At 68.5% G+C, this 25,693-nt stretch carries 25 protein-coding genes; 11 read left to right on the plus strand and 14 right to left on the minus strand.

Going from position 1 to position 25,693, the window contains the following annotated elements:
- Positions 1-202: 202 nt before the first annotated feature.
- Entirely contained in the window at positions 203-928 is a 726-nt protein-coding gene (locus ASD77_RS05110; protein WP_055938242.1) for an N-acetylmuramoyl-L-alanine amidase, read from the minus strand.
- Positions 929-1,179: 251 nt separating this feature from the next.
- On the opposite strand from ASD77_RS05110, the gene ASD77_RS05115 reads away from it, so the two are divergent.
- The 5 genes from ASD77_RS05115 to ASD77_RS05135 are packed head-to-tail and all read left to right on the plus strand — an operon-like array spanning position 1,180 to position 6,687.
- Positions 1,180-2,634: an SH3 domain-containing protein gene (locus tag ASD77_RS05115; protein ID WP_055938244.1), complete on the plus strand. Its 1,455-nt coding sequence runs from the start codon at positions 1,180-1,182 to the stop codon at positions 2,632-2,634.
- Complete coding sequence (locus tag ASD77_RS05120; protein WP_055938250.1) at positions 2,631-3,728, plus strand: dipeptide epimerase; 1,098 nt, start codon at positions 2,631-2,633, stop codon at positions 3,726-3,728. Before ASD77_RS05115 ends, ASD77_RS05120 begins: the two co-directional genes overlap by 4 nt.
- A gap of 54 nt (positions 3,729-3,782) precedes the next feature.
- Positions 3,783-4,640 carry a MurR/RpiR family transcriptional regulator gene (locus ASD77_RS05125; protein ID WP_055938251.1) on the plus strand — a complete coding sequence of 286 codons (858 nt, stop codon included), beginning with the start codon at positions 3,783-3,785 and terminating at the stop codon, positions 4,638-4,640.
- Positions 4,640-5,428 carry a hypothetical protein gene (locus ASD77_RS05130; RefSeq protein ID WP_055938254.1) on the plus strand — a complete coding sequence of 263 codons (789 nt, stop codon included), beginning with the start codon at positions 4,640-4,642 and terminating at the stop codon, positions 5,426-5,428. Before ASD77_RS05125 ends, ASD77_RS05130 begins: the two co-directional genes overlap by 1 nt.
- Positions 5,425-6,687 (plus strand): dicarboxylate/amino acid:cation symporter, encoded by a 1,263-nt coding sequence (locus tag ASD77_RS05135; RefSeq protein WP_055938258.1) that lies wholly within the window; start codon positions 5,425-5,427, stop codon positions 6,685-6,687. Before ASD77_RS05130 ends, ASD77_RS05135 begins: the two co-directional genes overlap by 4 nt.
- A 247-nt stretch (positions 6,688-6,934) precedes the next feature.
- On the opposite strand, the gene ASD77_RS05140 is transcribed toward ASD77_RS05135, so the two are convergent.
- The gene (locus ASD77_RS05140) at positions 6,935-7,459 is read right to left on the minus strand and encodes a transposase (protein ID WP_082563136.1); all 525 of its coding nucleotides are present in this window, start codon (positions 7,457-7,459) and stop codon (positions 6,935-6,937) included.
- A gap of 179 nt (positions 7,460-7,638) precedes the next feature.
- Between ASD77_RS05140 and ASD77_RS05145 the strand changes: the two genes are divergently transcribed.
- Positions 7,639-8,223: a diffusible signal factor-reguated Ax21 faimly protein gene (locus ASD77_RS05145; RefSeq protein ID WP_055938264.1), complete on the plus strand. Its 585-nt coding sequence runs from the start codon at positions 7,639-7,641 to the stop codon at positions 8,221-8,223.
- A 158-nt stretch (positions 8,224-8,381) separates the two neighbouring features.
- Here ASD77_RS05145 and ASD77_RS05150 read toward each other — a convergent pair whose 3' ends face one another.
- From ASD77_RS05150 to ASD77_RS05170, 5 genes are all read right to left on the minus strand, one after another.
- Positions 8,382-9,422: an NAD(P)H-dependent glycerol-3-phosphate dehydrogenase gene (locus ASD77_RS05150; protein WP_055938267.1), complete on the minus strand. Its 1,041-nt coding sequence runs from the start codon at positions 9,420-9,422 to the stop codon at positions 8,382-8,384.
- A 52-nt stretch (positions 9,423-9,474) separates the two neighbouring features.
- Positions 9,475-9,993 (minus strand): protein-export chaperone SecB, encoded by a 519-nt coding sequence (gene secB, locus ASD77_RS05155; protein ID WP_055938270.1) that lies wholly within the window; start codon positions 9,991-9,993, stop codon positions 9,475-9,477.
- Between the two features lie 100 nt (positions 9,994-10,093).
- Positions 10,094-10,537 (minus strand): rhodanese-like domain-containing protein, encoded by a 444-nt coding sequence (locus ASD77_RS05160; RefSeq protein WP_055938273.1) that lies wholly within the window; start codon positions 10,535-10,537, stop codon positions 10,094-10,096.
- 63 nt (positions 10,538-10,600) lie between these two features.
- Positions 10,601-11,041 (minus strand): hypothetical protein, encoded by a 441-nt coding sequence (locus ASD77_RS05165; RefSeq protein WP_235578480.1) that lies wholly within the window; start codon positions 11,039-11,041, stop codon positions 10,601-10,603.
- 9 nt (positions 11,042-11,050) lie between these two features.
- Entirely contained in the window at positions 11,051-11,509 is a 459-nt protein-coding gene (locus ASD77_RS05170; protein ID WP_055938279.1) for a YiiD C-terminal domain-containing protein, read from the minus strand.
- 16 nt (positions 11,510-11,525) lie between these two features.
- Between ASD77_RS05170 and ASD77_RS05175 the strand changes: the two genes are divergently transcribed.
- From ASD77_RS05175 to ASD77_RS05185, 3 genes are all read left to right on the plus strand, one after another.
- The gene (locus ASD77_RS05175) at positions 11,526-12,296 is read left to right on the plus strand and encodes a uroporphyrinogen-III synthase (protein WP_055938281.1); all 771 of its coding nucleotides are present in this window, start codon (positions 11,526-11,528) and stop codon (positions 12,294-12,296) included.
- 95 nt (positions 12,297-12,391) lie between these two features.
- Positions 12,392-13,369, plus strand: a complete 978-nt coding sequence (locus ASD77_RS05180; protein ID WP_235578481.1) for a hypothetical protein — start codon at positions 12,392-12,394, stop codon at positions 13,367-13,369.
- The gene (locus ASD77_RS05185; RefSeq protein WP_055938289.1) at positions 13,366-14,625 is read left to right on the plus strand and encodes a heme biosynthesis HemY N-terminal domain-containing protein; all 1,260 of its coding nucleotides are present in this window, start codon (positions 13,366-13,368) and stop codon (positions 14,623-14,625) included. Before ASD77_RS05180 ends, ASD77_RS05185 begins: the two co-directional genes overlap by 4 nt.
- 2 nt (positions 14,626-14,627) lie before the next feature.
- On the opposite strand, the gene ASD77_RS05190 is transcribed toward ASD77_RS05185, so the two are convergent.
- Positions 14,628-15,584: a DUF4349 domain-containing protein gene (locus ASD77_RS05190; RefSeq protein WP_162247593.1), complete on the minus strand. Its 957-nt coding sequence runs from the start codon at positions 15,582-15,584 to the stop codon at positions 14,628-14,630.
- Positions 15,585-15,789: 205 nt separating this feature from the next.
- Between ASD77_RS05190 and ggt the strand changes: the two genes are divergently transcribed.
- Positions 15,790-17,535: a gamma-glutamyltransferase gene (gene ggt / locus ASD77_RS05195; RefSeq protein ID WP_055938295.1), complete on the plus strand. Its 1,746-nt coding sequence runs from the start codon at positions 15,790-15,792 to the stop codon at positions 17,533-17,535.
- A 67-nt stretch (positions 17,536-17,602) separates the two neighbouring features.
- Here ggt and ASD77_RS05200 read toward each other — a convergent pair whose 3' ends face one another.
- Together ASD77_RS05200 and ASD77_RS05205 are read right to left on the minus strand one after the other, a co-directional pair.
- Positions 17,603-18,526, minus strand: a complete 924-nt coding sequence (locus tag ASD77_RS05200) for a restriction endonuclease (RefSeq protein ID WP_055938297.1) — start codon at positions 18,524-18,526, stop codon at positions 17,603-17,605.
- Positions 18,527-18,557: 31 nt separating this feature from the next.
- Positions 18,558-19,838: an acetyl-CoA C-acetyltransferase gene (locus ASD77_RS05205; protein ID WP_055938301.1), complete on the minus strand. Its 1,281-nt coding sequence runs from the start codon at positions 19,836-19,838 to the stop codon at positions 18,558-18,560.
- A gap of 107 nt (positions 19,839-19,945) precedes the next feature.
- Between ASD77_RS05205 and ASD77_RS05210 the strand changes: the two genes are divergently transcribed.
- The gene (locus tag ASD77_RS05210; RefSeq protein WP_055938302.1) at positions 19,946-20,830 is read left to right on the plus strand and encodes a hypothetical protein; all 885 of its coding nucleotides are present in this window, start codon (positions 19,946-19,948) and stop codon (positions 20,828-20,830) included.
- 87 nt (positions 20,831-20,917) lie between these two features.
- Here the strand turns inward: ASD77_RS05210 and ASD77_RS05215 are convergent, their stop codons facing one another.
- The 4 genes from ASD77_RS05215 to amt all read right to left on the minus strand — a co-directional run bounded on the left by ASD77_RS05215 (position 20,918) and on the right by amt (position 25,685).
- Complete coding sequence (locus ASD77_RS05215) at positions 20,918-21,496, minus strand: superoxide dismutase family protein (RefSeq protein WP_055938305.1); 579 nt, start codon at positions 21,494-21,496, stop codon at positions 20,918-20,920.
- Positions 21,497-21,573: 77 nt separating this feature from the next.
- A complete protein-coding gene (gene ntrC, locus ASD77_RS05220) occupies positions 21,574-22,992 on the minus strand; it encodes a nitrogen regulation protein NR(I) (RefSeq protein ID WP_055941076.1) in 1,419 nt (472 codons plus the stop codon).
- 4 nt (positions 22,993-22,996) lie between these two features.
- Positions 22,997-24,049, minus strand: coding sequence for an ATP-binding protein (locus ASD77_RS05225; RefSeq protein ID WP_055938308.1), 1,053 nt, complete (start codon positions 24,047-24,049; stop codon positions 22,997-22,999).
- A gap of 61 nt (positions 24,050-24,110) precedes the next feature.
- Positions 24,111-25,685 carry an ammonium transporter gene (amt, locus tag ASD77_RS05230; protein WP_055938310.1) on the minus strand — a complete coding sequence of 525 codons (1,575 nt, stop codon included), beginning with the start codon at positions 25,683-25,685 and terminating at the stop codon, positions 24,111-24,113.
- Positions 25,686-25,693 lie beyond the last annotated feature (8 nt).

Raw genomic sequence — 25,693 nt, forward strand, 5'->3', positions numbered from 1 at the left:
GTCGATCCCCGGCCCGGATGGCTCCCCATTCGCGCCTTGCTGCGCATTCCATCCCGGATGCGCACCACAGATTGCCTGTTGAAACGGAACCACACCGGCACCCCTGCCGGCCAAACCCCTGTCATGGCGGTGTAGCACGCACCATGACCGCAGTCAATAAATTATTCTTGCGTCGTAAAAAAATCGACTTGAATATTCCTGTTCATCGCGGTGTTGCGGTCGCGGGCGCCGTCAACGCATGCAGGATGCGCAGGTCTTCCGCATCCAGTTCGGTGCCTTCCCTGCCGCGGAAGCGGTGATGGAAGGCGCGCACGGTGTCGGCCCGGTTGTCGGTGGAATAGCCGAGGGCCTGCAGCGCCAGCCACGGATCGAAACCGGGTGGCGGCTCGCCCATGCCCTCGCGCGGCCACAGGCCAAAACCGGAGTCGGCCAGGCGCTTCCACGGGAACAGCGGACCCGGGTCGATCTTGCGCGACGGCGCGAGGTCGGAATGGCCGATGATCTGCGTCGGCGGGATGCGCAGGCGCTGCGTCAGGTCGCGCAGCAGCACGATCAGGCTGTCGATCTGCGCGTCAGGGAACGGGCTCTTGCCGTCGTTGTCGATCTCGATACCGATGGACGCATTGTTGACGTCGGTGATCGCACCCCAGCGACCGGCACCGGCATGCCAGGCGCGCCGCGAATCGCTGACCAGCTGGTAGACCTTGCCGTCCTTGCCCAACAGATAGTGTGAACTGACGCGTCCGCCGCTGTTGCGGCTGCGCAACGTATCCAGCGACTGCTCCACCGAGTCCTGCTCGGTGTAATGCAGCACGATGACCACCGGACGCCGCTCGTCGAAGTTCTTCGACGGCACCCAGGTGGCGAGCGGATTGCGCGGACCGGAATGGGCGCAGGCGCCGAGCAGGAGGACAGCACACGCCAGCATCAGGCGGATCAGGGTTTGTCGCGGAAGCCCTCCGTTGACGGGGCGATGGCGTTCGCCCTTGCGGGATGGGAGACCCCGCGTGCCTACCGCGTTCGTAAGGTTGCGTCCCACGTCATGCGCCCCAAGCCGACCCGTGGGCCTGTGTACCATGGCGGCAAATAGCGGTCAATAATTTATTCTTGCTTTTTTTGCTATTAGAAATAAATATTCCCCGTTAGCGCATGGTGACGCCGCCACGCGGAGGGAGAGGGATGAGATCACGCACACCATGCCAGCGGCGCCGCTTGCGGCTGCGGCTGCGGCTGTTCGCGCTGTGCCTGTTCGCCTTTGTCGCCTCCACCGCCGTTGCGCGCGAGGCAGTCCACGAGGCCGCGGCCGCGGCCGCGGGACATGGGGTGGTCGGCATCGAGCCACGGCATCTCGCCGCGCAGTACTGGATCGATAGGCTCCCGGCTGCCGGCAAGCCGCTGCTCGATGCGCCTGCCGTCGCCGCGCAGAACGCGCGCATGCTGAGGTTGGACCCGCAGGTGCAGGACCCGGCCGCATTGCCATCCCGGCTCGAAGGAACATGGGTCCGCGACGTGATTGCCAAGCTTTCGGTGACACCGTCCCGCACGCTGTATGACGAACAAGGCGAGGTCATCGGCAAGGACCGTCTTGCCGCGCTCGCAGCGAACGTGGCCATCGAGGCTGTGCCCGCGCAGGTGATGGCGCGTCCGGCGCTGGTTGTGCGGCGGGCCGACCTGCGCACGTTCCCGACCCGCCAGCGCGTCTTCAGCAACCTGGACGACAGCGATATAGATCGCTTCCAGGAGAGCGCACTGTTCCCCGGCACCGCCGTCGTGATCACGCACGTCAGCGCGGATGGCGCGTGGTATTTCGTAGTGAGCGCGCTCTACTCGGCCTGGATCGAAAGAGATGCTGTCGCCCTGGGTACGCATGACACGGTCTTCGGTTATGGGCACGCTTCTCCGTCGCTGGTGGTGACCGGCGCCACCGCCAGGACCGTCTACAACCCCGAGGAACCGGGCCTGTCCGCGCTGCAGCTGGACATGGGCGTGCGGGTGCCCGTGCTGGCCGACTGGCCGGCCGACAAACCGGTGAACGGGCAGCATCCTTACACCTCGCACGTCATCCAGCTGCCGGTGCGCCGTGCCGATGGTGCGCTCGCGCTGCTGCCGGCGCTGCTGCCGCGCACCGCCGATGTCGCACCCGACTACCTGCCGTACACGCCCGCCAACCTGCTACGCCAGAGCTTCAAGTTCCTGGGCGAGCGCTACGGCTGGGGGCACAGCTACGACAGCCGCGACTGCAGCGGCTTCGTGTCCGAGGTGTATCGCAGCATGGGCATCGTGCTGCCGCGTAACACGAGCGCGCAGGCGGTGAGTCCGGCGCTGGAACGGATCGGTTTCGCGCCGGGCGACAGCCACGAGAAGCGGCTCGCCGTGCTGCAGACCCTGCAGGTCGGCGACCTGGTCTATATTCCCGGCCACGTGATGATGGTGATCGGCCACGACAACGGCATCACCTACACCATCCACGACACCACCGGCATCACCTACCGGGGCACGGACGGCAAGGCCGTGCGGACCACCCTCAACTCGGTCGCCGTCACGCCACTGGAACCCTTGCTGTTCAACAGCGAGCAGTCCACCGTCGACCGCATCACCGCCATCCAGCGCATCCGTCCCCAAGGGGCACCATGAAGATCACCGACATCAAATTCGGCATGCTGCGCGTGCCGCTGAAGACCCCGTTCAAGACCGCGCTGCGCACCGTCGATACGGTGGAGGACATCGTGGTGATCGTGCACACCGACACCGGCCATGTCGGCTACGGCGAAGCGCCCGCCACGGCGGTGATCACCGGCGACACCCACGGCTCGATCATCGAGGCGATCGGCAAGTTCATCCGTCCGCGGCTGATCGGCCAGGACGTCGCGAACCTCAACCACATCACCGAGCTGGTGCAGACCGCACTGGAGCGCAATACCAGCGCCAAGGCAGCGGTCGAGATCGCGGTCTACGACCTGTGGGCGCAGCTGTACGACGCGCCCCTGTACAAGATGCTGGGCGGCGGCGACCCGGTCATCACCACCGACATCACCATCAGCGTGGACTACATCGACAAGATGGTGGCCGACTCGATCAGCGCGGTGGAGCGCGGCTTCGAGTCGCTGAAGATCAAGGTGGGCAAGGACATCGGTCTGGACATCGAACGCGTCAAGGCCATCTATTCCGCGGTGGAAGGCCGCGCGCTGCTGCGGCTGGACGCCAACCAGGGCTGGACCGCCAAGCAGGCCGTCTTCGCCATGCAGCACCTGGAAGACGCCGGCGTAGTGCTGGAACTGCTGGAGCAGCCAGTCAAGGCGCGCGATCTGGACGGCCTGAAGTACGTCACCGACCGCGTGCATACGCCGGTGATGGCGGACGAGAGCGTGTTCGGGCCGACCGAGGTCATTGACCTGATCAAGATGCGCGCGGCCGACATCATCAACATCAAGCTGATGAAGACCGGCGGCATCTCCAACGCCATCCGCATCGCCGACATCGCGTCGCTGTATGGCGTGGAATGCATGATCGGCTGCATGATCGAAACCAGCATCAGCGTGGCCGCCGCCGTGCATGTGGCGGCGGCGAAAGCCAACGTCATCACCAAGGTGGACCTGGACGGGCCGTCGCTGGGCCAGTTCAACCCGGTCGAGGGCGGTGTGATCTTCAACGAGTCGGAAATCACCATTACCGACGCCCCCGGCCTGGGCATCCGCGAGATCCGCGGCCTGGAGATGCTGCCGGGCTGAGCCCGGTGGCGATGGCCCGTTGTCAGTCCCGTCCACCGCCATCACACTCATGCCATGACAGCACCCTTGGTGAAGATCCGTTCCGAACGCGACCAGATGTCGGCCATCGAGCGCCGCATCGCCGACTTCATCCTCGACAACGCGCACCTGCTGCGCGACTACTCCTCGCAGCAGCTGGCTAGCGCGCTGGGCATCAGCCAGTCGAGCGTGGTGAAGTTCGCGCAGAAGTTCGGCTTCAAGGGTTATCCGGACCTCAAGTACACGATCGGCGAGGCGGTCGCCCGCAACGGCAACGGCCATACGCGACCGCCGGATGCGGAGAAGGAGGAGGCCGGCGATGCCTACCAGCAGCTGCAGGACGGTCTGCGTCGCAGCAAGATGGCCGCTGAGGAGGAAACCCGCAGCCTTAACCCGCGCACGCATATCGAGCCGATCGTCGAGCTGATCGACCGGGCCGACAAGGTGTTCGTCTGCGGCCTGGGCGACGATGGCCTGTTCGCGCGCGAGTTCGCCATGCGGCTTTCGCTGCTGGGCGTGCTGACGGTGCACCATACCGACCCGATACTGATGATGGCCAACCTGTCGGCCACGCGACCCGGCGACGTGCTGCTGATGTTCTCCGAGTTCGGCAAGCTGCCCGAGCTGTCGCAGGTCAGCCGCCAGTTCCAGGCCTGCGAAGGCAAGGTCATCTCGATCACCCGGCACACCGCCAATCCGCTGCGCGCGCATGCCGACGCCGCGCTGGTGATTTCGGCGCACGATCCCGCGCCGCACGTGGAGCAGCTGCTGTACCGCTCCTCGCTGCAGTCGTTGCTGGATTTCGTCTTCGTCCTGCTATGCCACACCAATCCGGACCGTAACCGCCAGCTCGCCATCAACCTCGAGCGCATCCATCACCTGCTGGAGTCGTGATGTCCACACCGTTGTTTACGCGCGTCCCGCTGCGCTCGTTCGCCCTCGCCACCGTGATGCTCGCCTGCGGCATCAACGCACAGGCGCTCGAACCGCCGAAGCCGCACCCCTGGCGCGACGCGCGACAACTGGTGCTGGTGGTGACCGAGAACTGGGATGCCACGGCCGGCACCCTGCAGCGCTTCGAGATGCGCGACGGACACTGGCAGGCCGCATCGACGGCGGCGCCGGTCTCGGTGGGACGCAACGGCGCGGCATGGGGCCTGGGCTTGCATGCGGCACAGCCGCAGGGTCCGCAGAAGCAGGAGGGCGATGGCCGCGCGCCGGCAGGTGTGTTCACGCTGGGCGAGGCGTTCGGCTACGCGGACAAGGCCGATACCGCCATGCCCTACCGCCCGATGCAGGCGACCAGCTACTGCATCGACGTGCCCGACTCGCCGCTCTACAACCGCATCATCGACACACGCACGGAAGGCGAGGCCGCCGCGAAGGGATCGACCGAACCCATGCGCCTGGATCTCCACAACAACGGCGATGTCCGTTACCGCGAAGGCCTGGTGATCGGCCACAACCCGACCGCGACGCCGCGCGCCGGCAGCTGCATCTTCGCGCACCTGTGGCGCACGCCGGGCGAGCCGACCGCCGGCTGCACGGCGATGGCGGCTGACACCATGGACGGTGTGCTGGCGTGGCTGCGTCCGGACGCGCGTCCGGTCTTCGTGCTGCTGCCGCGCACCGAGTACGCCCGCCTTGCCCGTGAGTGGCAGTTGCCGGAGGCGGCTCGATGAGGTGGCCGGGCGCCACCGCGCGCGTACTGCTGGGTCTCGCGGCCGGCGCCGTCGTCGGCCTGTCGCTGGCGCAGGGGTCGCCGGGCTCGGCCGCGACTGCCGTTTCCATTGCCCAGCCGATCGGCAAGCTGTGGCTCAGCGGGCTGCAGATGACGGTCGTGCCGCTGGTGCTGTCGCTGGTGATCCTGGGTGTGGCGACCGCCAGCGATGCCGCCGCCTCCGGACGCGTGGCGCGGCGGGCGATGGTGGTGTTCATTGCGCTGCTGTCGCTGTTCGCCGCCTATGCGGCCATCGTGGCGCCGCTGGTGCTGGCGATGGTGCCGCCCAGCGAAGCGCTGAAGGCCACCCTGCACGGCACGCTGCCGGCCGCGGGTGACGTGGCCGCACCGGGACTTGCCGACTGGATCGGCTCCATCGTGCCGAGCAACGCCATCATGGCGGCGGCGCAGGGCGCGATGCTGCCGGTGGTGGTGTTCGCCCTGTTCTTCGGCTTCGCACTCACGCGCGTGCAGGAGGATCGCCACGCGCAGGTCATCGGCTTCTGCCACGGCATCGCCGACACCATGATCGTGATCGTGCGCTGGATGCTGCTGGCCGCGCCGATCGGCGTGTTCGCACTCGTGCTCGCCGTGTGCGCGCAGGCCGGCATCGGGGTGATCGGTGCGCTTGCGGGCTACATCGCCCTGCAATGCGGCATGTACCTGGGCGCGACGCTGATCTGCTACGTGCTGGTGGCCGTGTTCGCGCGGCAGTCGCCGCTCGCCTTCGCCAAAGCCATCCTGCCGGCACAGGTGGTCGCCGCGAGCACGCAGTCTTCGCTGGCGTCGTTGCCGGCGATGGTGGAAAGCGCACGCTTCCGCCTGGGTCATCCGCGCGCCGTTGCGGCACTGGTGCTGCCGATGGCGGTGACGCTGTTTCGCATCACCAGCCCGATCCAGTACATCGTCGCCGCCTGTTTCGTGGCGTGGGCGTACGGCATCGACGTGAACGCGGTGACGCTGGCCGCCGGTGCGGCGCTGGCGGTGGTGATCAGCTTGGGCTCGATCGGCTTGCCGGGGCAGGTGAGTTTCATGGCCACGGTGATGCCGGTGACGCAGTCGATGGGCCTGCCCATCGAACCGCTGGGCCTGCTGCTGGCGGTGGACACCATTCCCGATGTGTTCGCCACCACCGGCAACGTCACCGGCGATCTCACCGCCACCAGCATCGTCGCGCGCCAGTCGCCGGATGCACGCGATGGCGATGGAGACGCCGGGTGAGCGCCGGCGGCATCGGCGTACCGGTTTGCGACTGATCGTCGGCACTTGATCCGTCGCGGCCTGGTGTTGCGACGGCGCGCAACGCGTCAACGCGAACCACGATGTATCGAGTGCCGACCTACTGCTCGCGCAAGATGTGGTGTGCCCACGATCGGATGCGCCCACCGATTGGCTGAGCACGACAATTTCGCACGCCGATCAGCAGCAATCGGGTCGATTGACCGCATAACCCAACAGGGCTTGATCCTCAGAACGGAGTGAATCGAGGCCCTTCGCGTCGGGCGACCGAGGCAGGGTGCCGCGAATCCAGATAGGTGGCGACAAGCCGCTGCAGCGGATCGGCGATGTCCGCATGCGCGTGCAGCGACGCGATCACTTCGTCCCAGATGCCTTCCTGCGCCCATCGCGTGAAGCGGACGTAGACGCTGTGCCATGGCCCCCACATCCGCGGCAGACGCCCCCAGGGTTGCCGGGTAACGGCCACCCACAGCACCGCTTCGAGAAAGGCCCGTGTTCGCTCACCGTTGACGGCACGCGCACGCACGAGCGGCGGCAGCGTCGCGACGATCGCGTCCCAGCGCGCCTGGTCCAGCTGCACCGCCGCGAACGCATCGACCATCTCCGCTTCGGCGGCAACGACCCCCTGCTCCCAGCTCCGTTCTTCCATCATCGCGTATCTCCTGACGCCCGGAAAAAACCTGCGCGTATCCACGCGCTGCGAAATCCATCCGCTTTGTTGCTTGCATCGCCGCGCGGCGGAGAAAGCGGACATCGGTCATGCGTTGACCATGTCCGCGATCACGCCTGTGCCAGAAGTTCCCATCACGTCCGGCCAATTTATGTACTGGTCAGTTTGGTATTCAGGAGTTGTTGTGAGCTGAGGCGGATACTTCGCCCACCGCCGCTTCCCCGAGGCTGCGGACACACAACAACAAGAGAGAAAGACGTCCCATGAAGAAGTCCTTGCTTGCCCTGACCCTGCTGGCTGCCGCCCCGTTCGCTGCTTCGGCCGCCGAGGGCGTTTCCTACAACTACGTGGAAGGCGGTTACACCGCGACGAACATCGAAGGTCCCGACGCTGATGGTTGGGCGCTGAAGGGCTCCGTGGCTGTCCACCCGAACTTCCACGTCTTCGCCGACTACAGCTCGCAGGAAGTCGACGACGTCAACGTCGATTTCGACCAGTGGCGCGTCGGCCTCGGCTACAACCACGAACTGTCGCAGCGCGTGGACTTGCTGACCCGCGTGGCTTACGAGAAGGCCAAGACCGACAGCTTCAGCACGCCGTCCGGTGTGCGCGTGCCCAGCTTCAGCGCGGATGGCTACAGCGTGGAAGTCGGCGTGAACAGCGCGCTGACCAGCCGCCTCAACGGCTATGCACTGGCCGGCTATGAAGATGGCGACGACTACGATGGCGAGTTCTACGGCCGTCTCGGCGCGCAAGTGAAGTTCACCCCGAACTGGAGCGCCTCGGCCGACGTCAAGCTGGTGGACGGCGACACCCAGTGGTTCGTGGGTCCGCGTTTCAGCTGGTAATCCGCAACAGCGTTCCCCGCGACGCGTCCCCCTCTCTCCCCGCGTCGCACCCCAAAGCCCGGCCCCAAGGCCGGGCTTTTCTTTGCCCGCTGCACGGGCGCCGCAAAGAAAAAACCCGACGCGAAGCCGGGCTTTGTCGTGATGGCGGGCGGACCGTCCTACTTGAACAGCGTTTCCGGATACTCCGGCTTCTGTTCGCGCGACAGCAGATGCTGCAGGCCATCGCGCGGGGTCAGGTCGCCGTGCAGGACCGCACGCACCGCACTGGAGATGGGCAGGTCGATGCCATGGCGTTCCGCCTGGCGCATGACTTCGTCGGCGGTCTGCACCGACTCGACCACCTGGCCGATTTCGCGCACCGCATCCTGCAGCGACTGCCCGCGGCCGAGCGCCAGGCCCAGGCGGCGGTTGCGCGACAGGTCGCCGGTGCAGGTCAGCACCAGGTCGCCCAAGCCGGCCAGGCCCATCAGCGTTTCCGGTTTGGCGCCGATGGCGGCGGACAGGCGCAGCATTTCGTTGAGTCCGCGCGTGATCAGGCCGGCGCGGGCGTTGAGGCCCAGCTGCATGCCATCGGAGACGCCGGTGGCCACGGCGAGCACGTTCTTCATCGCGCCGCCGAGTTCGGCACCGACCATGTCGTCGCCGGTGTAGGCGCGGAATGCCGGACCATGCATCACGTCGGCCACCGCCTGCGCGAACACCGGATCGGCACCGTGCACGGTGACGGCGGTGGGCAGGCCCAGCGCGACTTCCTTGGCGAACGACGGGCCGGTGACGACCGCGACCGGCACGTCGGGGCCGAGGACTTCTTCGGCGACCTCGTGCAGGAAACGGCCTGAGCCGGTCTCGAAGCCCTTGGTCGCCCACGCCACGCCCGCCTTGGCGGGGCGCAACGGCGCCAGCGTGCGGAGGGTTTCGGTGAAGGCGTGCGACGGCACGACCACCAGCACCTGGTCGGCATCGACAAGTGCCGCCACCAGGTCGGTGGTGGCGCGCAAGGTGTCCGGCAAGGCGATGCCGGGCAAGTAGCGGGTGTTCTCGTGCTGGCCGTCGATGGCGGCCGCGACCACCGGGTCGCGACCCCACAGCGTCACGTGGTGCCCGTGCCGCGCCATCAGCGCGGCCAGGGCGGTACCCCAGGATCCGGCGCCCAGCACCGCGATCTTCAGCACGTCGGCGGATTTCAGGTCTTCAGACATCCGTCACCCCTGTGTGCGGCAGTGCCGCCCTGACGGGACCGTGCACCGGCGATCAGGCGTTGCCGACCGGTTCCGAGTTGGCGAGGGCGGCGTCGCCTCCCTGCGCGGCGCGCTGGCGCAGCGATTCGGCGTACAGCGCCTCGAAGTTGATCGGCTGCAGGAAGAACGGCGGGAAGCCGCCGGCCTGCACCAGGTCGCTGACCAGCTGGCGCACGTACGGGAACAGGATGTTCGGGCACTGCGTGCCGAGCAGCACGTCCACGGCCTGCGCTTCCAGCCCGATCAGGCCGAAGATGCCCGCCTGCTGCACTTCCGCCACGTAGGCGGTCTTGTCGCCGGCCTTGCAGGTCAGGGTCACGCCCAGCACGACTTCGAAGGCGTTCTCGCCCAGGCGCTGCACGCGCTGGTTGAGGTTGAGCTGCAGTTCCGGCTGCACGTTCTCGGCGAACACGGCCGGCGCGCCCGGGGCTTCGAAGGAAACGTCCTTGACGTAGATCTTCTCGACAGTGAAAGCGGGGCCAGCGGCTTCGGCGGCAGGCGCAACCGCGCCGTTGGTGGTCTCGTCGGACATTTCTTTGACTCCGGAATCTGGATTGCGGCGGTGAATGGAAAGTATGTCATGGCGACACGCGTGGCCCGCTTCAAGGGCGGGTCCGCGGCCACCCGGGGGCTCAGCGGCCCTTGATCAGCGGCAGGTCGGCCTGCTGCCAGGCGGCGATGCCGCCTTCCAGCACGTAAACCTTTTCGAAGCCGGCCTTCTTCAGCCGATTGGCGGCGGCGCCGGAGGCCTGCCCGGTACGGCAGACCAGCACCACCGGCTGGGACTTGGCCCCGGCCAGCAGCTTGCTCTCGGGGTCGAAGGCGCTGGGCAGCACGTTGCGGCTGCCGGCGATGTGGCCCTTTTCGAAGTCGTTGCTCGCCGACAGGTCGATGACCAGCGCGTTTTCGCTGTTGATCAGATGGGTCAGCTCGGCCGGGCGCAGCGCCTTGTACCCACGGAACAGGCGCGCGACTTCGGTGTAGACGAGGCCGATCGTCAGGGCCACCAGGCCGAGCGACAGGATCTGGTTGTAGGGAGAACGGGTGGCGAAGGCCAGGACTTCTTCGAAATTCACAGGGTTGGCGATCTTCGAGCGGGCCGCGATTGTCGCACAGGACGCCGACGCGGCGCCGGACGGCTACTCGCCGTTCCACAGGTCCGGCAGGCCCACGACCAGCCACCAGCGCTTGGCTTCCGGGTCCCAGCGCCAGCGCTCGCGGTAGCGCATCGTGCGCTCGGCCATGGTGTGCTTGTTGATGACGCGCAGTTCGACGACCCGCTCGACGGTGCCGTCCGGGCCGCCGCTGGTGGTGAGGTCGCGGTAGCCGGAGATCTGCACCTGCTGGTAGCGCTCGAACTCCAGCTCGGTCATCGGGTGCTCGGCCTGGTAGGCGGGATCGACCAGCTGCCAGGCGGTCTCGAAATCGCCCCAGCGGATCGCCGCGGCGTAGGCATCCTGCAACGGCTGCAGCTTGCCGCGCTGCAGCCGGCTCTGCGCGGCGGCCGGTACCAGCACCGACAACAGAGCCATCGCCAGCAGCCACTTCCCGATCCGATGCATGCCCGTCCCCTTCGTCATGGCCACATGCTACCGCTTCGCGATGGCGACGAAGCGCCCGCTCAGCGTGGTCGCCATGCCGCCTTCAGGCAGCCGGATGCAGGCCTCCACCTGGATGCGTGCGCGGCCGCGCTGCACCAGCGTGTCGACGAAGGTCTCCGGCGACTGGCCATCGGCGAAGGACGCGTCGGCCACCAAGTCGCCGTACAGCGGGGCGAGATAGCGGATCTGGCTGTCGGCCACGTACACCTCCGCCTTCAGCCCGGCGAGGCGCAGCTTCAGCGTCACCAGGCCCCAGCCGGCCACCGTCATCAGCGAGGTCAGGCTGCCGCCGAACGCGTTGCCCTTGTCGTTGACGTTGGCCGACAGCGGCGCGGTCAGCCGCAGGACCTCGTCGTGGAAGCCGTCGACCTCCACGCCCATCGCCGCCACGGGCGGCATGCCGCGACAGTACTCACGCAGTTCCTGCAGGGCTTCTTCCGGACGCATCACTCATAATCCATGCATGGGACATCCAACGCCGCCGGCATGGTACGTCATCTCGCTGCGGCCCCAGGGCGGCCACGATGCGTTGAGGCGTGCCGCGCGTCGACACGGTGCGGGCCTGTTGGCGCTCTCGCCATGGCGCATCCGCCACTGCGACGACGATGCCACGCGCGCCGCCCTGCGTGCCGCACTGGACTGCGACATCGTCGTCGTCACCAGCCCCGCCGCCGTCGCCGCGGCCCGGGCGCTGCAGCCGCTGGCGGCGCGTGCGGGACAGCACTGGCTGGCGGTCGGCAGCGGCACGGCGGCGGCGTTGCGGCGGGCCGGCGTGGACCAGGTCGAGTTCCCCGCCCGCATGGACAGCGAGGGGCTGCTCGCCCTGCCCGGGCTGGCCGACCTGCGCGGCAGGCGGCTCGGTTTCATCACCGCACCGGACGGACGCAATCTGCTGGTGCCCACGCTGGAAGCCCGCGGCGCGACGGTGGATCGCGCCGAGGTGTACCGACGCCAATCCCTTCCCTTGACGGCGCGCGCCCTCGAGGGGTTGGCCGCGCTGCAGGCACCGGCCTGCCTGCTGCTCAGCAGCGGCGGCGCCTTGCAGGAGGTACTGGCGCAGCTGCCGCCGCCGCTGGCCGGACGGTTCAGGGCGATGCCGGTCGTGGCCGCCAGCGAACGCCTGGCGCGGGCGGCGGAAGAGGCCGGCTTTGCGCGTGTCGTCCTCGCCGACGGCCCGCGCCCCGCGCAACTGATGAAGGCGGCGTGCACGATCGGACCCACGGGCATCCGGTAGCATCTGCGGCGCCCATCACGTTTTGCCTGCAGCCAAGGAAGCCTGTGAACGACCAGCCCTCTGCTTCGCCCCGCCCCGGCCCTGGGGCACGACTCGTGGCCGTCGCGCTGGCGGTGATCGTCGTCGGCATCGGCGCCTGGCGTGGCTGGGCGTGGTGGCAAGCGCGCAGTGCGCACGCGCAGACGGAACAGTCGGCGACCGAGCTGCGCCTGGAGGCACTGGAGTCCCGCACCGACGGGCTGCGCCGCGACCAGCGCGCGCAGGCGCAGCGCCTGCTCGATGTCGCAGCCACCAACCGCGTGCTGCGCGACGAAGTCCTCGGTCTCGGCCAGCGCGGCGCACTGCTGGAAGAGAGCGTCGCCAAGCTCACCGATCCCACCCGGCATGGCGCGCAGGCGCTGCGTCTGGACGAGGTGGAACTGCTGCTCTCGCAGGCCGCGCAGCGGCTGGACATCGCCCACGACCTCGCCGGCGCGCGGCGCGCGTATGCCCTGGCGGCCGGCGCGCTCGACGGCATCGACGACCATCGCCTGCTCAACCTGAAACAGGCGCTGGCGCAGGAACGGACGGCGCTGGATGCCCTGGGTGACGGTCCGCAGGCCGATGCATCGAAGCGCCTGGAGGCGATCGTCGCCGCACTGCCCGGCCTGCCGCGCGAACCGGGCGAGCCGGTCGGCGCCTCGCCACGCCCGACCTGGCAGCGCTGGCTGGCGCCGCTGGTCGATGTCCGCCCCACACGCGACACCACCCTGGTGGCGCCGGACGAACGTACCACCGCCGACGCGGCGCTGCAGATCGAGATCAGCCTGGCGCGCGCCGCGCTGGAGCGCCGCGACGAGGCGGCTTGGCGCGCCGCGCTGGCGCGCATCGATGGCTGGTTGCCGCGGTTGTGGCCGGATTCACCCGAACGACGGCAGGTTCACGCGCAGGTGCGCACATTGCAGACGATGTCGGCACCGCCTCGTCCCACGGAGCTGGGCAGCACACTCCAACAGCTGCGCATGTTGCGCAGCGCCGGCCTGCGACTGCAGGCGCCGACGCCATCCTTGGAGACGCCGGAGGTCACGCCATGAAGCCGTTCCGTACTGTCGTGGTGCTGTTGGTGCTGCTGCTCGCCGGCGTGCTGGCATCGCAGTGGATGGCCACCACCACGCGCGATCTGGGCGAGGTCTTCATCCGGTTCGCCGGTTACGACCTGCACACCAACGTGCCGCGCGCCCTGCTTTCGCTGCTGCTGGTCGTGGCGCTGTTCTGGGTTGCCTGGCGCCTGCTCAGCCTGCCGTTCCGCGCGTGGGGTCGCCATCGTCGCAAGCAGGCGCGGGCAAGGCTCATCGACGGTCTGGATGCGCTGCACGCCGGGCACTGGCAGAAGGCCGAAAAACTGCTGGAGCGCGCGTCGGAGGACACCGAGGTCGGCACCATCGCGCGTGTCGCCGCCGTGCGCGCCGCCCAGGCGCGTGACGACGACGCGGCGGTGCAGCGCCATCTGCTCGCCCTGCGCGAACGCTCCGCCCAGGCCCATGCGATCACCGCGGCGCAGATCGCACTCGATGCCGGCCGGCCGCAGGAGGCGCTGACCGTGCTGGATGCGGCCGAGGCGCAGCCGCTGCCGCCGCGCGGCCTGGCGCTGCGCGCCGACGCCCTCGCCGGCAGCGCACGCGCAGGCGAGGCCTACGGACTGCTGGGCGCGCTGAAGCAGCAGCAGGCCCTGGCGCCCGCCGCGTTCGAGGCGCTGGAGATCCGGCTGGCAACGCAATCGTTGCGCGAGGCTACCGATCCCAACGTGCTGGCCGAGCGCTGGGAAGCGCTGACCAAACCGCTGCGCCTGCAACCGTCGGTCGTGGCGGCCTATGCCGAACGCGCCGCCGCGCTGCGCTGGGAAGACGCGGCGACGCGCAGCATCGAGCAGGCGCTGGAATCGCGCTGGGACGAAAGCCTGGTGGCGCTGTATGGGCGGCTGCCGGTGGGCAAGCTGGATTCGCGCCGTGCCAGTGCCCAGCACTGGCTGCACGCCCATCCCGCCAGCCCGGCCTTGCTGGTGACACTGGGACGGCTCGCGCGCCAGCAGGGCCAGTGGACGGCGGCACAGGAGTTCCTGCATCGCGCCGTCGCCCAGGGCGCGGGCGCGGAGGCGTGGGAGGAACTGGCGACCGGCTTCAACGAAGCCGGCGACACCGCCTCGGCGCAGCAATGCCACGCCAACGCGGTCAAGGCGGCGCGCGGCGAAACGCCGGTGACATTGCCGGCGCGCGACATGCGGCAGGAAATCCATGACGCCGCCGTCGTCGAGGAGCGCGACGCGCACGGATTGCCGCGCCTGCGGGACTGAGCTCAGCGGGCGGCCGGCTTCCTGCGCCAGCGCCGCCAGCCGATCACCATCGCCAGCACGACCAGCCACAGCGGCCACAGCGTGGCCAGCGCCACCACCGCCTGCAGACCACCACGCCAGCCGACCGCCAGCGCATCGCCCAGCTGGCGGAAGAAGCCGGGACCGTTGTCGCGGAACACCGCATCCACGTCGACGCGCTCGCTGCGGCGTACCTGCACGTCCTGATTCAGCGACAGCGTGATGGTGCTGAATGCCACGCGGTCCTCGAATTCCTTCTGCGCAATCACGGCCTCGTCGCGGCTCGTCCGCGCTTCGGCGCGTGCGTGGATGGCATCGGCCTTGTCGCCCAGCTTGCCGCCGCCCTGCACGGCATCGCCGAGTTCCTGCTGTTCGTCCTGCGCACGCTGCCGCGCCAGCTGCTGCCGCAACAGGTCGAACTGCGCGTCACGGGCGGTGAAGTGGCGACGATCCAGGAACTCCATCTGCGACGCGATGGCGCGCAGGAACACCTGCGTGCGCTCGCTCGGCACGCGCACCGTCAGCGCACCCTGCAGACGGTATTCGGCCAGCTCCAGCCGCTTGCCGTTGCCGAGCGGCCGGCTCTGCACGCGCTGCACCTGCGACTGGATGTCGTTGTCGACGACGAAACCGCCTTGTTTCGCGACCTCGTCCTCGATCGCCAGCGCCGTGCGGTACACGTCCTTGACCTGGAAATCCGCCTGCGCGGTGCGGATGAAGCGGCGCTGCGGGTCGGTCTGCACCACCACGTCGGATGCCAGTTGCGCGGCGGTGACGCCGGGGGCCTGCAGCGCGGACGTTTCCTGACTCTCCGCGGGTGCGGGTGCCGCCGCCGCATCGGCGGCTTCATCCATCGCGGGGGCGGCGGCGGCGACCTCCGCCTCGTGCGACGACATCTCCCGCTTGCTGCAGGACGCGATCAGGAACAGCAGAGCCAACAAGGAAACGACGCGATATGTCCTGTGCATGCGCATGGAAACTCCGGGCGGGAAGACGGTGGCCGGGCGGCCGGTCCGACATCCAACGCGCGGCACCGTCGTCCGGGGTTGGCCAGCATCATTCCATGACCGGGCAACGTCCGACAGGCCGTCATCGGCTGCCCGCACTCGTGTGACAATCCGCCGGACTGCCACGCGGTGACCCCGAATGAACCGACTCCTTCGCGTTTCGCTGCTGGTCTTCCTCCTGGTCGCGCCGATCGCGCAGGCGAAAACGCCGGTCGCCCGGGGCACCGGAGGCGCCGCCGCGACGATCAGCGAGCAGGCCACGCAGTCCGCGATCGCGATCCTGGACCAGGGCGGCAATGCCGTCGATGCCGCCGTCGCGGCTGCCGCCACGCTCGGCGTCACCGACCCTTTCAGCTGCGGCATCGGCGGCGGCGGCTTCATGGTGGTGTACCTGGCGAAGGACAAACGCGTGATCACCCTCGATCATCGCGAGACCGCGCCGGCGGCCACACCGCCGACCTTGTTCGTCGAGGACGGCAAGGCGATGGATGTCGATACCGCCGTCGCCAGTGGACTGTCTGTCGGCGTGCCCGGCACCGTCCGCGGCTGGCATGAGGCGCTGCAGCGCTACGGCACGATGTCGTTTGCGCAGGTGCTGGCGCCTGCCATTGCGGTGGCCGAACAGGGCTTCGTGGTGGACGCCAACTTCTCGCAGCTGGTCGCGCGCAACGAGGGCAAGTTCAACCGCTTCCCCGCCACGGCCGCGCTGTACCTTCGCAATGGCAAGGCGCTTCCGTCCGGCACGACGCTGCGCAACCCCGACCTGGCCCGCAGTTATCGCGCACTGGCCGATGGCGGCGTGGATGCGTTCTATGCCGGACCGATGGCGCGCGCGATTGTCGATACGGTCAACCGGCCGCCGACCGCACCCGGCGTATCGGTGCACGGCAGCCGCATGACGCTGGCGGACCTGGCGAACTACGAAGTGCGCGTGCGCCTGCCGGTGCATTCGACCTATCGCGGCTACGACCTCTACGGCATGCCGTTGCCGAGCAGCGGCGGCGTGACCGTGTTCGAGGCACTGAACATGCTGGAAGGCTACGAGCTCGGCTCGATGTCCCGCGCGGAGGTCGAGCACCTGTACCTGGAAGCCAGCCGCCTCGCCTTCGCCGACCGCGACGCCTACCTGGCCGATCCCGAATATGTCGACGCGCCCGTCGCGGGTCTGCTCAGCAAGGACTACGCGGCACGGCGCCGTGGATTGATCGATCCGGAGCGCGCCGCGACGGGCGCTGTCGCGGCCGGCGATCCCTACCCGTTCCAGCACGATCCCAGCCCTCCAGTGCGTCCGGCGCCGCGCACGCTGCAGCCGGAAAGCGCGCATACCACGCACCTCACCGTGTCCGACAAGGACGGCAACGTCGTCGCCTACACCTTCACCATCGAGGACTGGGGCGGCAGCGGCATGGTGGTGCCGGGCTACGGCTTCCTGCTGAACAACGAACTGACCGACTTCGATTTCATTCCGCCTCACCCGAACATTCCCGAAGCCGGCAAGCGTCCGCGCAGCAGCATGACGCCGACCATCGCGCTGAAGGATGGCAGGCCGGCGTTCTCGATCGGCAGTCCCGGCGGATCGACCATCATCACCACGGTGCTGCAGACCATCGTCAACCACATCGACCTCGGCATGCCGATGGACCAGGCCATCGACGCCCCGCGCCTGTCGCAGCGCAACGGCGCCACGACGGACATCGAGCCGGGCTATGCGGACAGCGGGCAGGCGAAGGCGCTGACGGATCGCGGGCAGCGTTGGTCAGCGCAGGCAGAGGAAATCGGCGCGGCGAACGCGCTGGTGTTCAATGCGGACGGCACGGTGACAGCGGTGAGCGAAGGCCACCGGCATGGCGTGGGAAGTGCGCAGGTGCAGAAGCCTGCTCGGTGACCGGCGCGGGTAGAGTCTCGATTGCTCAACGTCGAAGTAGCCGAATAGGCCCCGCAACGCCGGTGATCTAGATTTCTTCGAAATAGTCCGAGTCGAGCCGCTTGACCACGTATGTCGCCACGGGTGTCACGCCTACGCCATGGTCAATCATCAAGCTGGCGATCTGGATGCCGTCCAGGAGCACAACTTTGACATCGATGTGCGAGACGTAGTCCCTTGCTTCAGCAGAGAAAGCGCTGGTCGTGATGAACACACCTTTACGCGCACGCTGACCGTGCAGCGCACCGACGAACTTCTGGATTTCCGGACGACCCACGGTTCCTTGCCAGCGCTTTGCCTGGATATAGATAACATCCAAACCAAGACGGTCTTCCTTGATGATGCCGTCGATTCCGCCATCACCGGATCGCCCAATACGCTCCCCTGCGTCTCGCCTGGATCCGCCATACCCCATGGCGACCAGCAGCTCTACGACGATCTGCTCAAAGAACTCCGGACTTACTTGCAGCAGCCGCTCAAGCACTTGCGATGCGAGTTCACTACGCAACTGCTGGTAGGCACCCTGCAACGCCTCGTCGGGCGTCACCTGGTCTGGTGCCGTGGATTGGGCCAGCACTTGAGTGACGTTCTCAGACGAATCTCCGGGCGAGCCCATCAGGAACTCTCTGAACTCCGGAAAGCTTGCGAGGAAGGTCTTGTCGATACTGGCGGGTGGTGCCTTGAGTACCTCTCGACCCCGCTCAGTGATCTCGAAGTACCCTCGTTTCGGCTTCGCCAGCAAGCCCGCCTTCATCAGATAGAAGCTGGCCCAGCCGGTTCTGTTTCTGAGAGCCGTTTGCTGCCCACTTGGCAGCATTGTCGTGCGCTCGTCCAACGTCAGTCCAAACTCATCGCCTAACAGCTTCTCGGCTGTTGGAAGATCGTTTGCGAGTCGAGCACCCGCCAGCCTCAGAAGAGGCAGCATCAATTGATCGTAGGTCGGAACTGTCATGCAGCCTCCTTGCCAAACAGCCGAACGAACTTCAACGCTCGATGATCGCCACTACGCCCATGCCGCCCGCGGTGCAGATGGAGACCAGCGCGCGGCCGCCGCCGCGCTGCTGCAGTTCCTTGGCCACGGTGGCGACGATGCGCGCGCCGGTGGCGGCGAAGGGGTGGCCGGTCGCCAGCGAGGAGCCGTTGGGGTTCATCTTGGCGGGATCGATCCTGCCCAGCGGCGCATCCAGGCCCAGACGGTTGCGGCAGTAGTCCTCGCTCTCCCACGCGCGCAGCGTGCACAGCACCTGCGCGGCGAAGGCTTCGTGGATCTCGTAGATGTCGAAATCCTGCAGCGTCAGTCCGTGGCGCTTGAGCATCTCGGGCACGGCCACCGTCGGCGCCATCAGCAGGCCTTCGCCATGGACGAAATCGACGGCGGACACCTGCGCATCCTTCAGGTACGCCAGCGGCTCATGGCCGTGCGCCTTCGCCCACTCGTCGCTGGCCAGCAGCACGGCAGCCGCGCCATCGGTCAGCGGCGTGGAGTTGGCGGCGGTCAGCGTGCCGCGGCCGGAGGTCTTGTCGAACGCCGGCTTCAGCGTGGCCAGCTTTTCCAGCGAGGTGTCGGGGCGCAGGATGTTGTCGCGCTCCAGCCCGCGGAACGGGGCGATCAGGTCGTCGAAGAAGCCACGCTCGTAGGCCGCGGCCAGCTTCTTGTGCGAGGCGACCGCCAGCTCGTCCTGCGAATCGCGCGAGATGCTCCACTCCTTCGCCATGTCCTCGCAGTGCTCGCCCATGCTCTTGCCGGTGCGCGGCTCGGCCACGCCGGGGAACTCGGGCTTGAGCTCGCCGAGCTTGAAGCCGCTGACCAGCGCCTTGATCTTGTCCTGCGTGGTCTTGGCGCGATTGGCGGCGAGCAGGCGTGCGCGCAACTTCTTGCCGTAGACGATCGGCACTTCGGACGTGGTGTCGGAACCGCCGCCGATACCGGACTCGATCTGGCCCAGCGCGATCTTGTTGCCGATGTGGATGATGGTGTCGAGGCTGGTGCCGCAGGCGCGCTGCAGGGTGATGCCCGGCGTCAGCGGCGACAGGCCGGACGACAGCGCGGCTTCGCGGCCCAGGTTCCAGTCGGACGAATGCTTGATCACCGCGCCCATCGCCACTTCGCCCAGCTGCTGGCCGTGCAGGCCGAAGCGCTCGACCAGCGCGCCCAGCGTGCGCACCGACATGCCCAGGTTCCCCACATCCGCGTAGGCCGTGTTCTGGCGACAGAACGGAATGCGGACGCCGCCGAGGATGGCGACGGGACGGGGAGCGGGCATGGGGACCTCGGTGCGGATGGCGATGATGGGTGGGTGAAGATGCGCCTGCGTACGGCAGGCATAATGGGGGAGTGTAATGCGCCCCTCCATCGCCTCCAACCGCTGACATGACTCGATCCCCAACCGGCCCCGTCGTCATGGGCGTGATCGCCCTGGAGCTCGCTGCCGGCCATCCGCCGCAGCGCGCGGCGCTGGCGGCCGCCGAGGCCAGTGAGCTGGCGGAGAAGCTGGGTCGCGATCTCGCCGCGCACGCCCCGCAGGTCCGTGACCTGGATCTCGTCCTTGCAGCGGCACACTTCGACCCGGCGGAGGCGCTGCGACCCGGCTGGTCGCTGCACCAGCGCCTGCGCGAACTGCACCAGCGCGCGCCGGGCCGCGGCGAAGGCGCGCGCCTGATCGCCTTCGGGGCCGATGAAACCGGTGACATCCCGATGCCGCTGCGGGCCGACGATGGCCTGCGCGGCGGCCTGCTGCGCGTGGTGCCCTTCCTGCTCAGCGGCGATGACCCTACGGTCGCTGCCGTGGGCGAACGGCTGGAAAGCGTGCTGCTGGAAACCGGCATGGCCCAGGCCGACACCGCGCTGCTCGCGCAGACCGCGTTCGGTGCGCAGATCGAGCACGCGCGCTACATGACCCTGCACGACCTGGCGGCGATGACCGCCATGCAGTACGAGCATGGCGGCCTGGGTGCGTTGTGGCCGGTGATCGAGACCGCGCTGATGGCGCCTACGGAGGAACAATGGCTGGACGCGCCGCCGGAACCGTTGCTGCGCTATGCGAACGGCGAAGTCCACATCGCGCTGTTCGAGCCGCTGGCATGGCGCGCACGCTATGCGCCGCATGAAGCCACCGACGAACGCCTGGAACGCACCTACCAGCACTTCCAGGCCCGCCAGCAGCAGATCGCCGCCGTGCTGGAGGCGCACGGCATCCCGGTGACCTTCGCGCATTGCCCGGGCAAGACCGACGCACGGGAAACCCTGCAGTCGTAGCGTGCGCCACGCGCACGACCACGAGGAAGTACGGATCGTGCGGTCGTGCGGTCGTGCGCATAGCGCACGTTACGCACAGGGTCGTTGTTACTGGGTGACCTTGATGATGCCGCACGCCACGCGGGCGCCGGCGTTGCCGGCGGGCTGGCTGGCGTAGTCGTCCGGGGCGGCGTGCACGATCAGGGCGCGGCCGGCGACATCGTTGATCGCGGCGCCGCCCAGGGTGACGCCTTCGATATGCGCATCCACCTTGGCCACGCCCTCGGCGTTGGCGGTCAGGTTGTTCATGTCGCCGGCGTGGTGCGCGCCACCGCCGGCCTTGCCGTGGGCGGCATTGAACGGATTGAAATGCGGACCGGCGCTGCTGGCGTCGGCGGCGCTGCAGTCGCCCTTCTCGTGGATGTGGAAGGCGTGCGTGCCGTTGGCGGGCAGGCCACCGACTTCACCGGTCAGGTGCAGGCCCTTGCCCATCGGCGTGAGGGTGACGCTGCCGCTGACCAGGCTACCCGAGGCCGATGCCAGCACGGCGACCGCCTGCTTGGCGGTGCTGGTGGTGGGTACGACCGGCGTAGCGGACGTCGGCGACGAAGAGGGCGAGGACGTGGTGCCGCACGCGGTGAGCGTGAGGGCAGTGACGGTCGCGGCGGCCAGCAGGGCAATGCGCATGGGGAAGCTCCGGGTGCAGGTCGTGGCCCGCTACCGTAACCAGCGCTACCTTCACGTTCAATGAAAGCGGCGGTCGCTCATCCGCGCTTGCGGCCAGGCCCCAGCTTGCGTGTCACCGTATTGCGGCCCACGCCCAGTTTCGCCGCGGCTTCGGCACGGCGGCCGTGGGTCAGTTCCAGCGCGACTTCCAGCAAGGTGCGGTCGAGCCGCTCGCGTGCTTCGGCATGCAGCGACTCGGCGCCTTCCAGCAGGCGGCGGCGTGCCCATTCGCCCAGCGCGTGGTCCCATTCGCCGCGTCCGCCGGCGATGGGGGCATGCGACAGCGCGCCCTGCAGGTCGGTGGTGTTGATGACGTCGGCCGGCGCCAGCGCGGCCAGCCGCCAGCAGACGTTTTCCAGCTCGCGCACGTTGCCGGGCCAGTCGTGGGCCTGCAGCAGGTCCAGCGCGGGGTTGCTGAAACGCTTGGGCGCGATGTCCAGCTTGCGCGTGGCCATGGCGAGGAAGTTTTCGGCCAGTTGCGGCACGTCCGCGCGGCGCTCGCGCAGCGGCGGCAGTTGCAGGCGCACCACGTTGAGCCGATGCAGCAGGTCGGCGCGGAAGCGGCCTTCGGCCACCAGGCCATCGAGGTCTTGGTGGGTGGCGGCGATCACACGCACGTCCACGCGGATCAGCTCGCGCCCGCCGACGCGGAAGAATTCGCCTTCGGCCAGCACGCGCAGCAGGCGCGTCTGCAGCGGCAGCGGCATGTCGCCGATTTCGTCGAGGAACAGCGTGCCGCCATCGGCCTGTTCGAAGCGGCCGATGTGGCGCTTCTGCGCGCCGGTGAACGCGCCCGCCTCGTGGCCGAACAGCTCGCTCTCCAGCAGTTCCGACGGGATGGCCGCGGTATTCAACGCCACGAACGGTTTGCGCGAGCGCGGCGACTCGTGGTGCAGCGCGTGCGCGACCAGTTCCTTGCCGGTGCCGGTCTCGCCGGTGATCAGCACCGACAGCGGCGCCTGCGCCAGCCGGCCGATCGCGCGGAACAGCGCGCGCATCGCCGGCGTGTCGCCGATCAGTTGCGGCGTGGGCGTGGCCGCCTCGCCCTCCGGCACCGCGTCCGCCGCTTCTTCCGCATCGGGCAAGGTGCGCGCGGCCAGGGCCACCGCGTCGTCCAGGTCGAACGGCTTGGACAGGAATTCGTGCGCGCCGCCGCGGAAGGCGCCGGCGGTGCTGGCGACATCGGTGTAGGCCGACATCACGATGACAGGCAGCTGCGGATGCGTGGCCTTCAGCCGGTCGAGCAGCACCAGGCCGTCGTCGCCCGGCATGCGGACATCGGTGAACAGCAGGTCGGGCGCGCCGCGGGCGCCCAGCGCGCTCAGGGCGGCGGCCGCGCTGTCGAAGCCGTCCACCGCATAGCCCGCGTCACGCAGGGCGGTGGCCAGCACGAAGCGCACCGAGCGGTCGTCATCGACCACCCAGATGCGGCGTGCGTCGGCGGCGGTGGCCGCCAGGCGGTCAATGGACATGACGTTCCTCGTCGGAGTCGTGCGGCGATTGCGGCAGCAAAAGGGTGAAGACCGTGTGGCCGGGGCGCGAGCGGTAGGTCAGCGACCCCCGGTGTTCGCGCGCCACCTGCTGCGACAGCGCCAGGCCCAGACCGCTGCCTTCGGCGCGGCCACTGACCAGCGGCAGGAACAGGTGCTCGGCGAGCGCTTCGGGCACGCCGCGGCCGTCGTCGACGATCTCCACCCGCAGCGCCATCGCGTGCAGGTGGTCGTGGATGCGCGACCCGTGTTCGACCCGGGTGCGCAGGATGATGTTGGCCGCACCCGCTTGCAGGGCGTTGCGGACCAAGTTCCAGACCGCCTGGGTCAGGCGGTCGGCGTCGCCGGATAGTTCCGGCAGGCTGGGGTCGTAGTCGCGCTGCAGGCGCACCGACCAGCCGCCCTCGTTTTCGGCCAGGCGCAGCACGCGTTCCAGCACGGTGTGGATGTTCAGCGCCGCGTGCGGCCGCTGCGGCGAGGGCGACAGCAGTTGTTCGAGCAGGGTGTTGAGGCGGTTGATCTCGGATTCGATCAGTTCGATCAGTTCGCGCTCGTCGTCATTGTCGTTGCGGTGCGCGGCCCGGCGGGCCAGCAGCTGGGCGGCGCCCTTCAGTCCCGCCAGCGGATTGCGCAGCTCGTGCGCCAACCCCTTCAGCGCCGCGCTCAAGGCATTCGGCAGCACGTGGGTGGGGTCCAGCGCGGGGAATTCGTCGACCGGGTGAGCCTCCAGCAGCCAGCCACCGCCCTCCAGCCGCGACAGCCAACCCTCGGCAAAGCACGGCGACTCGCCGGGCATGCCCAGCGCCATGCGGTGCAGCCGCAGAACGTCGCGGTCGGTGTTGTCCAGGAACCGCGCCATGGCGTCGCCTTCGATCTCCAGGGCCGCCAGCGGTTGCCCGATCAGGCGGCGGGTACTGACGCCCAGCCAACGGGCGAAGGCCGGGTTGACGCCACGGATCAGGCCGCCCGCGTCCGCCCAGGCCACCGGCGTGCTCAGCGCGTCGGTGGTGGGCTCGGATGGCATGGGGGATGGGACCGGGAACGACATTGCACCAGTTTAGTGCAAAGCCGTTCCCGGCATGCCCTCAGGCCTCGTAGGCCGATTCGCCGTGCGAGGTGATGTCCAGCCCCTCGCGCTCCGCGTCTTCGGAGACGCGCAGGCCGACCGTGTACTTCACGATCAGGAAGGAGATCAGGGCCACCACGCTGGACAGCACCACCGTGATCAGCACGCCCTGCGCCTGGATCCACACCTGCGAGCCGATGGAATACTCAGCCACAGCGGTCTCGGTGACGTAGTCCCAGATGCCCGCGCCGCCCAGCGAGGGCGCGGCGAAGACGCCGGTCAGGAGCGCACCGGTGATGCCACCGACGCCGTGCACGCCGAACACGTCCAGGCTGTCATCCGCGCCCAGCAGCTTCTTCAGCCCGCTGACGCCCCACAGGCACAGCACGCCCGCGATGGCGCCGATGGCCAGCGCGCCGTTCAGGCCCACCAGGCCAGCCGCCGGGGTGATGGCGACCAAGCCGGCCACCGCACCCGACGCCGCACCCAGCAACGAGGGCTTGCCCTTGGTGACCCACTCCACCAGCAGCCACGCCACTACCGCCGCGGCCGTGGCCAGGAAGGTGTTGACGAAGGCGATCGCGGCCACGCCGCCGGCTTCCAGCGCCGAACCGGCGTTGAAGCCGAACCAGCCCACCCACAGGATGGACGCGCCGACCATGGTCAGGGTCAGGTTGTGCGGCTTGATGGCTTCGCGTCCGTAGCCCGTGCGCTTGCCGATCACGTAGGCGCCCACCAGGCCGGCGATAGCGGCATTGATGTGCACGACGGTGCCGCCCGCGAAGTCCAGCGCGCCCTTGGCCCACAGGTAGCCGGACTTGGCCAGCACGCCGTCCACCGCATCGGTGCTGGTGAACGCATCCGGGCCGGGGAAGAACCACACCATGTGCGCCATCGGCAGGTAGGCGAAGGTGAACCACAGCACGGTGAACAGCATCACGCCGGCGAACTTCACGCGCTCGGCGAAGGCGCCGACGATCAGCGCGCAGGTGATGCAGGCGAACGCGCCCTGGAACACGAAGAACGCCAGTTCCGGGATGTAGACGCCCTTGGTGAACGTGGCGCCGATCGAGGACGCATCCAGGCCCGCTGCGAACAGCCGGTCGGTGCCGCCGATGAACGGATTGCCCTCGGTGAACGCGAAGCTGTAGCCGTACAGCGCCCACAGCACCGCTACCAGCGAGAACACGGCCAGGTTCTGGATCAGGATCGACAGCACGTTCTTCGAACGCACCAGGCCGCCGTAGAAGAGCGCCAGGCCGGGCAGCGTCATGAAGATCACCAGGACGGCAGAGACCAGCACCCAGACGGTATCGGGCTTGCTGATCGTCGGTGCCGGGGCTTCCTCGGCCGGGGCTTCTTCGGCGGGCGCAGCGACGGCTTCAGCAGACGCCGCCGTGGCCTCCGCCGGGACAGCGGCAGCCTCGACCGGCGCGGGCGCGGTGTCGGCAACGGGAGCTTCGGTGGTCGGCGCTGCAGCGTCCTGCGCAGCGAACGCGGTGGCGGTGACGCCCGCCGTCATCACGCCGCACAGCGCGGCCAGGCAGAGTACGTGCGCACGGGTCTTCCACCCGGACAACAGTCGAGTCTTCATGTGGGGGC

It is taken from the genome of Pseudoxanthomonas sp. Root65 (genome assembly GCF_001427635.1).
GTDB lineage: Bacteria > Pseudomonadota > Gammaproteobacteria > Xanthomonadales > Xanthomonadaceae > Pseudoxanthomonas_A.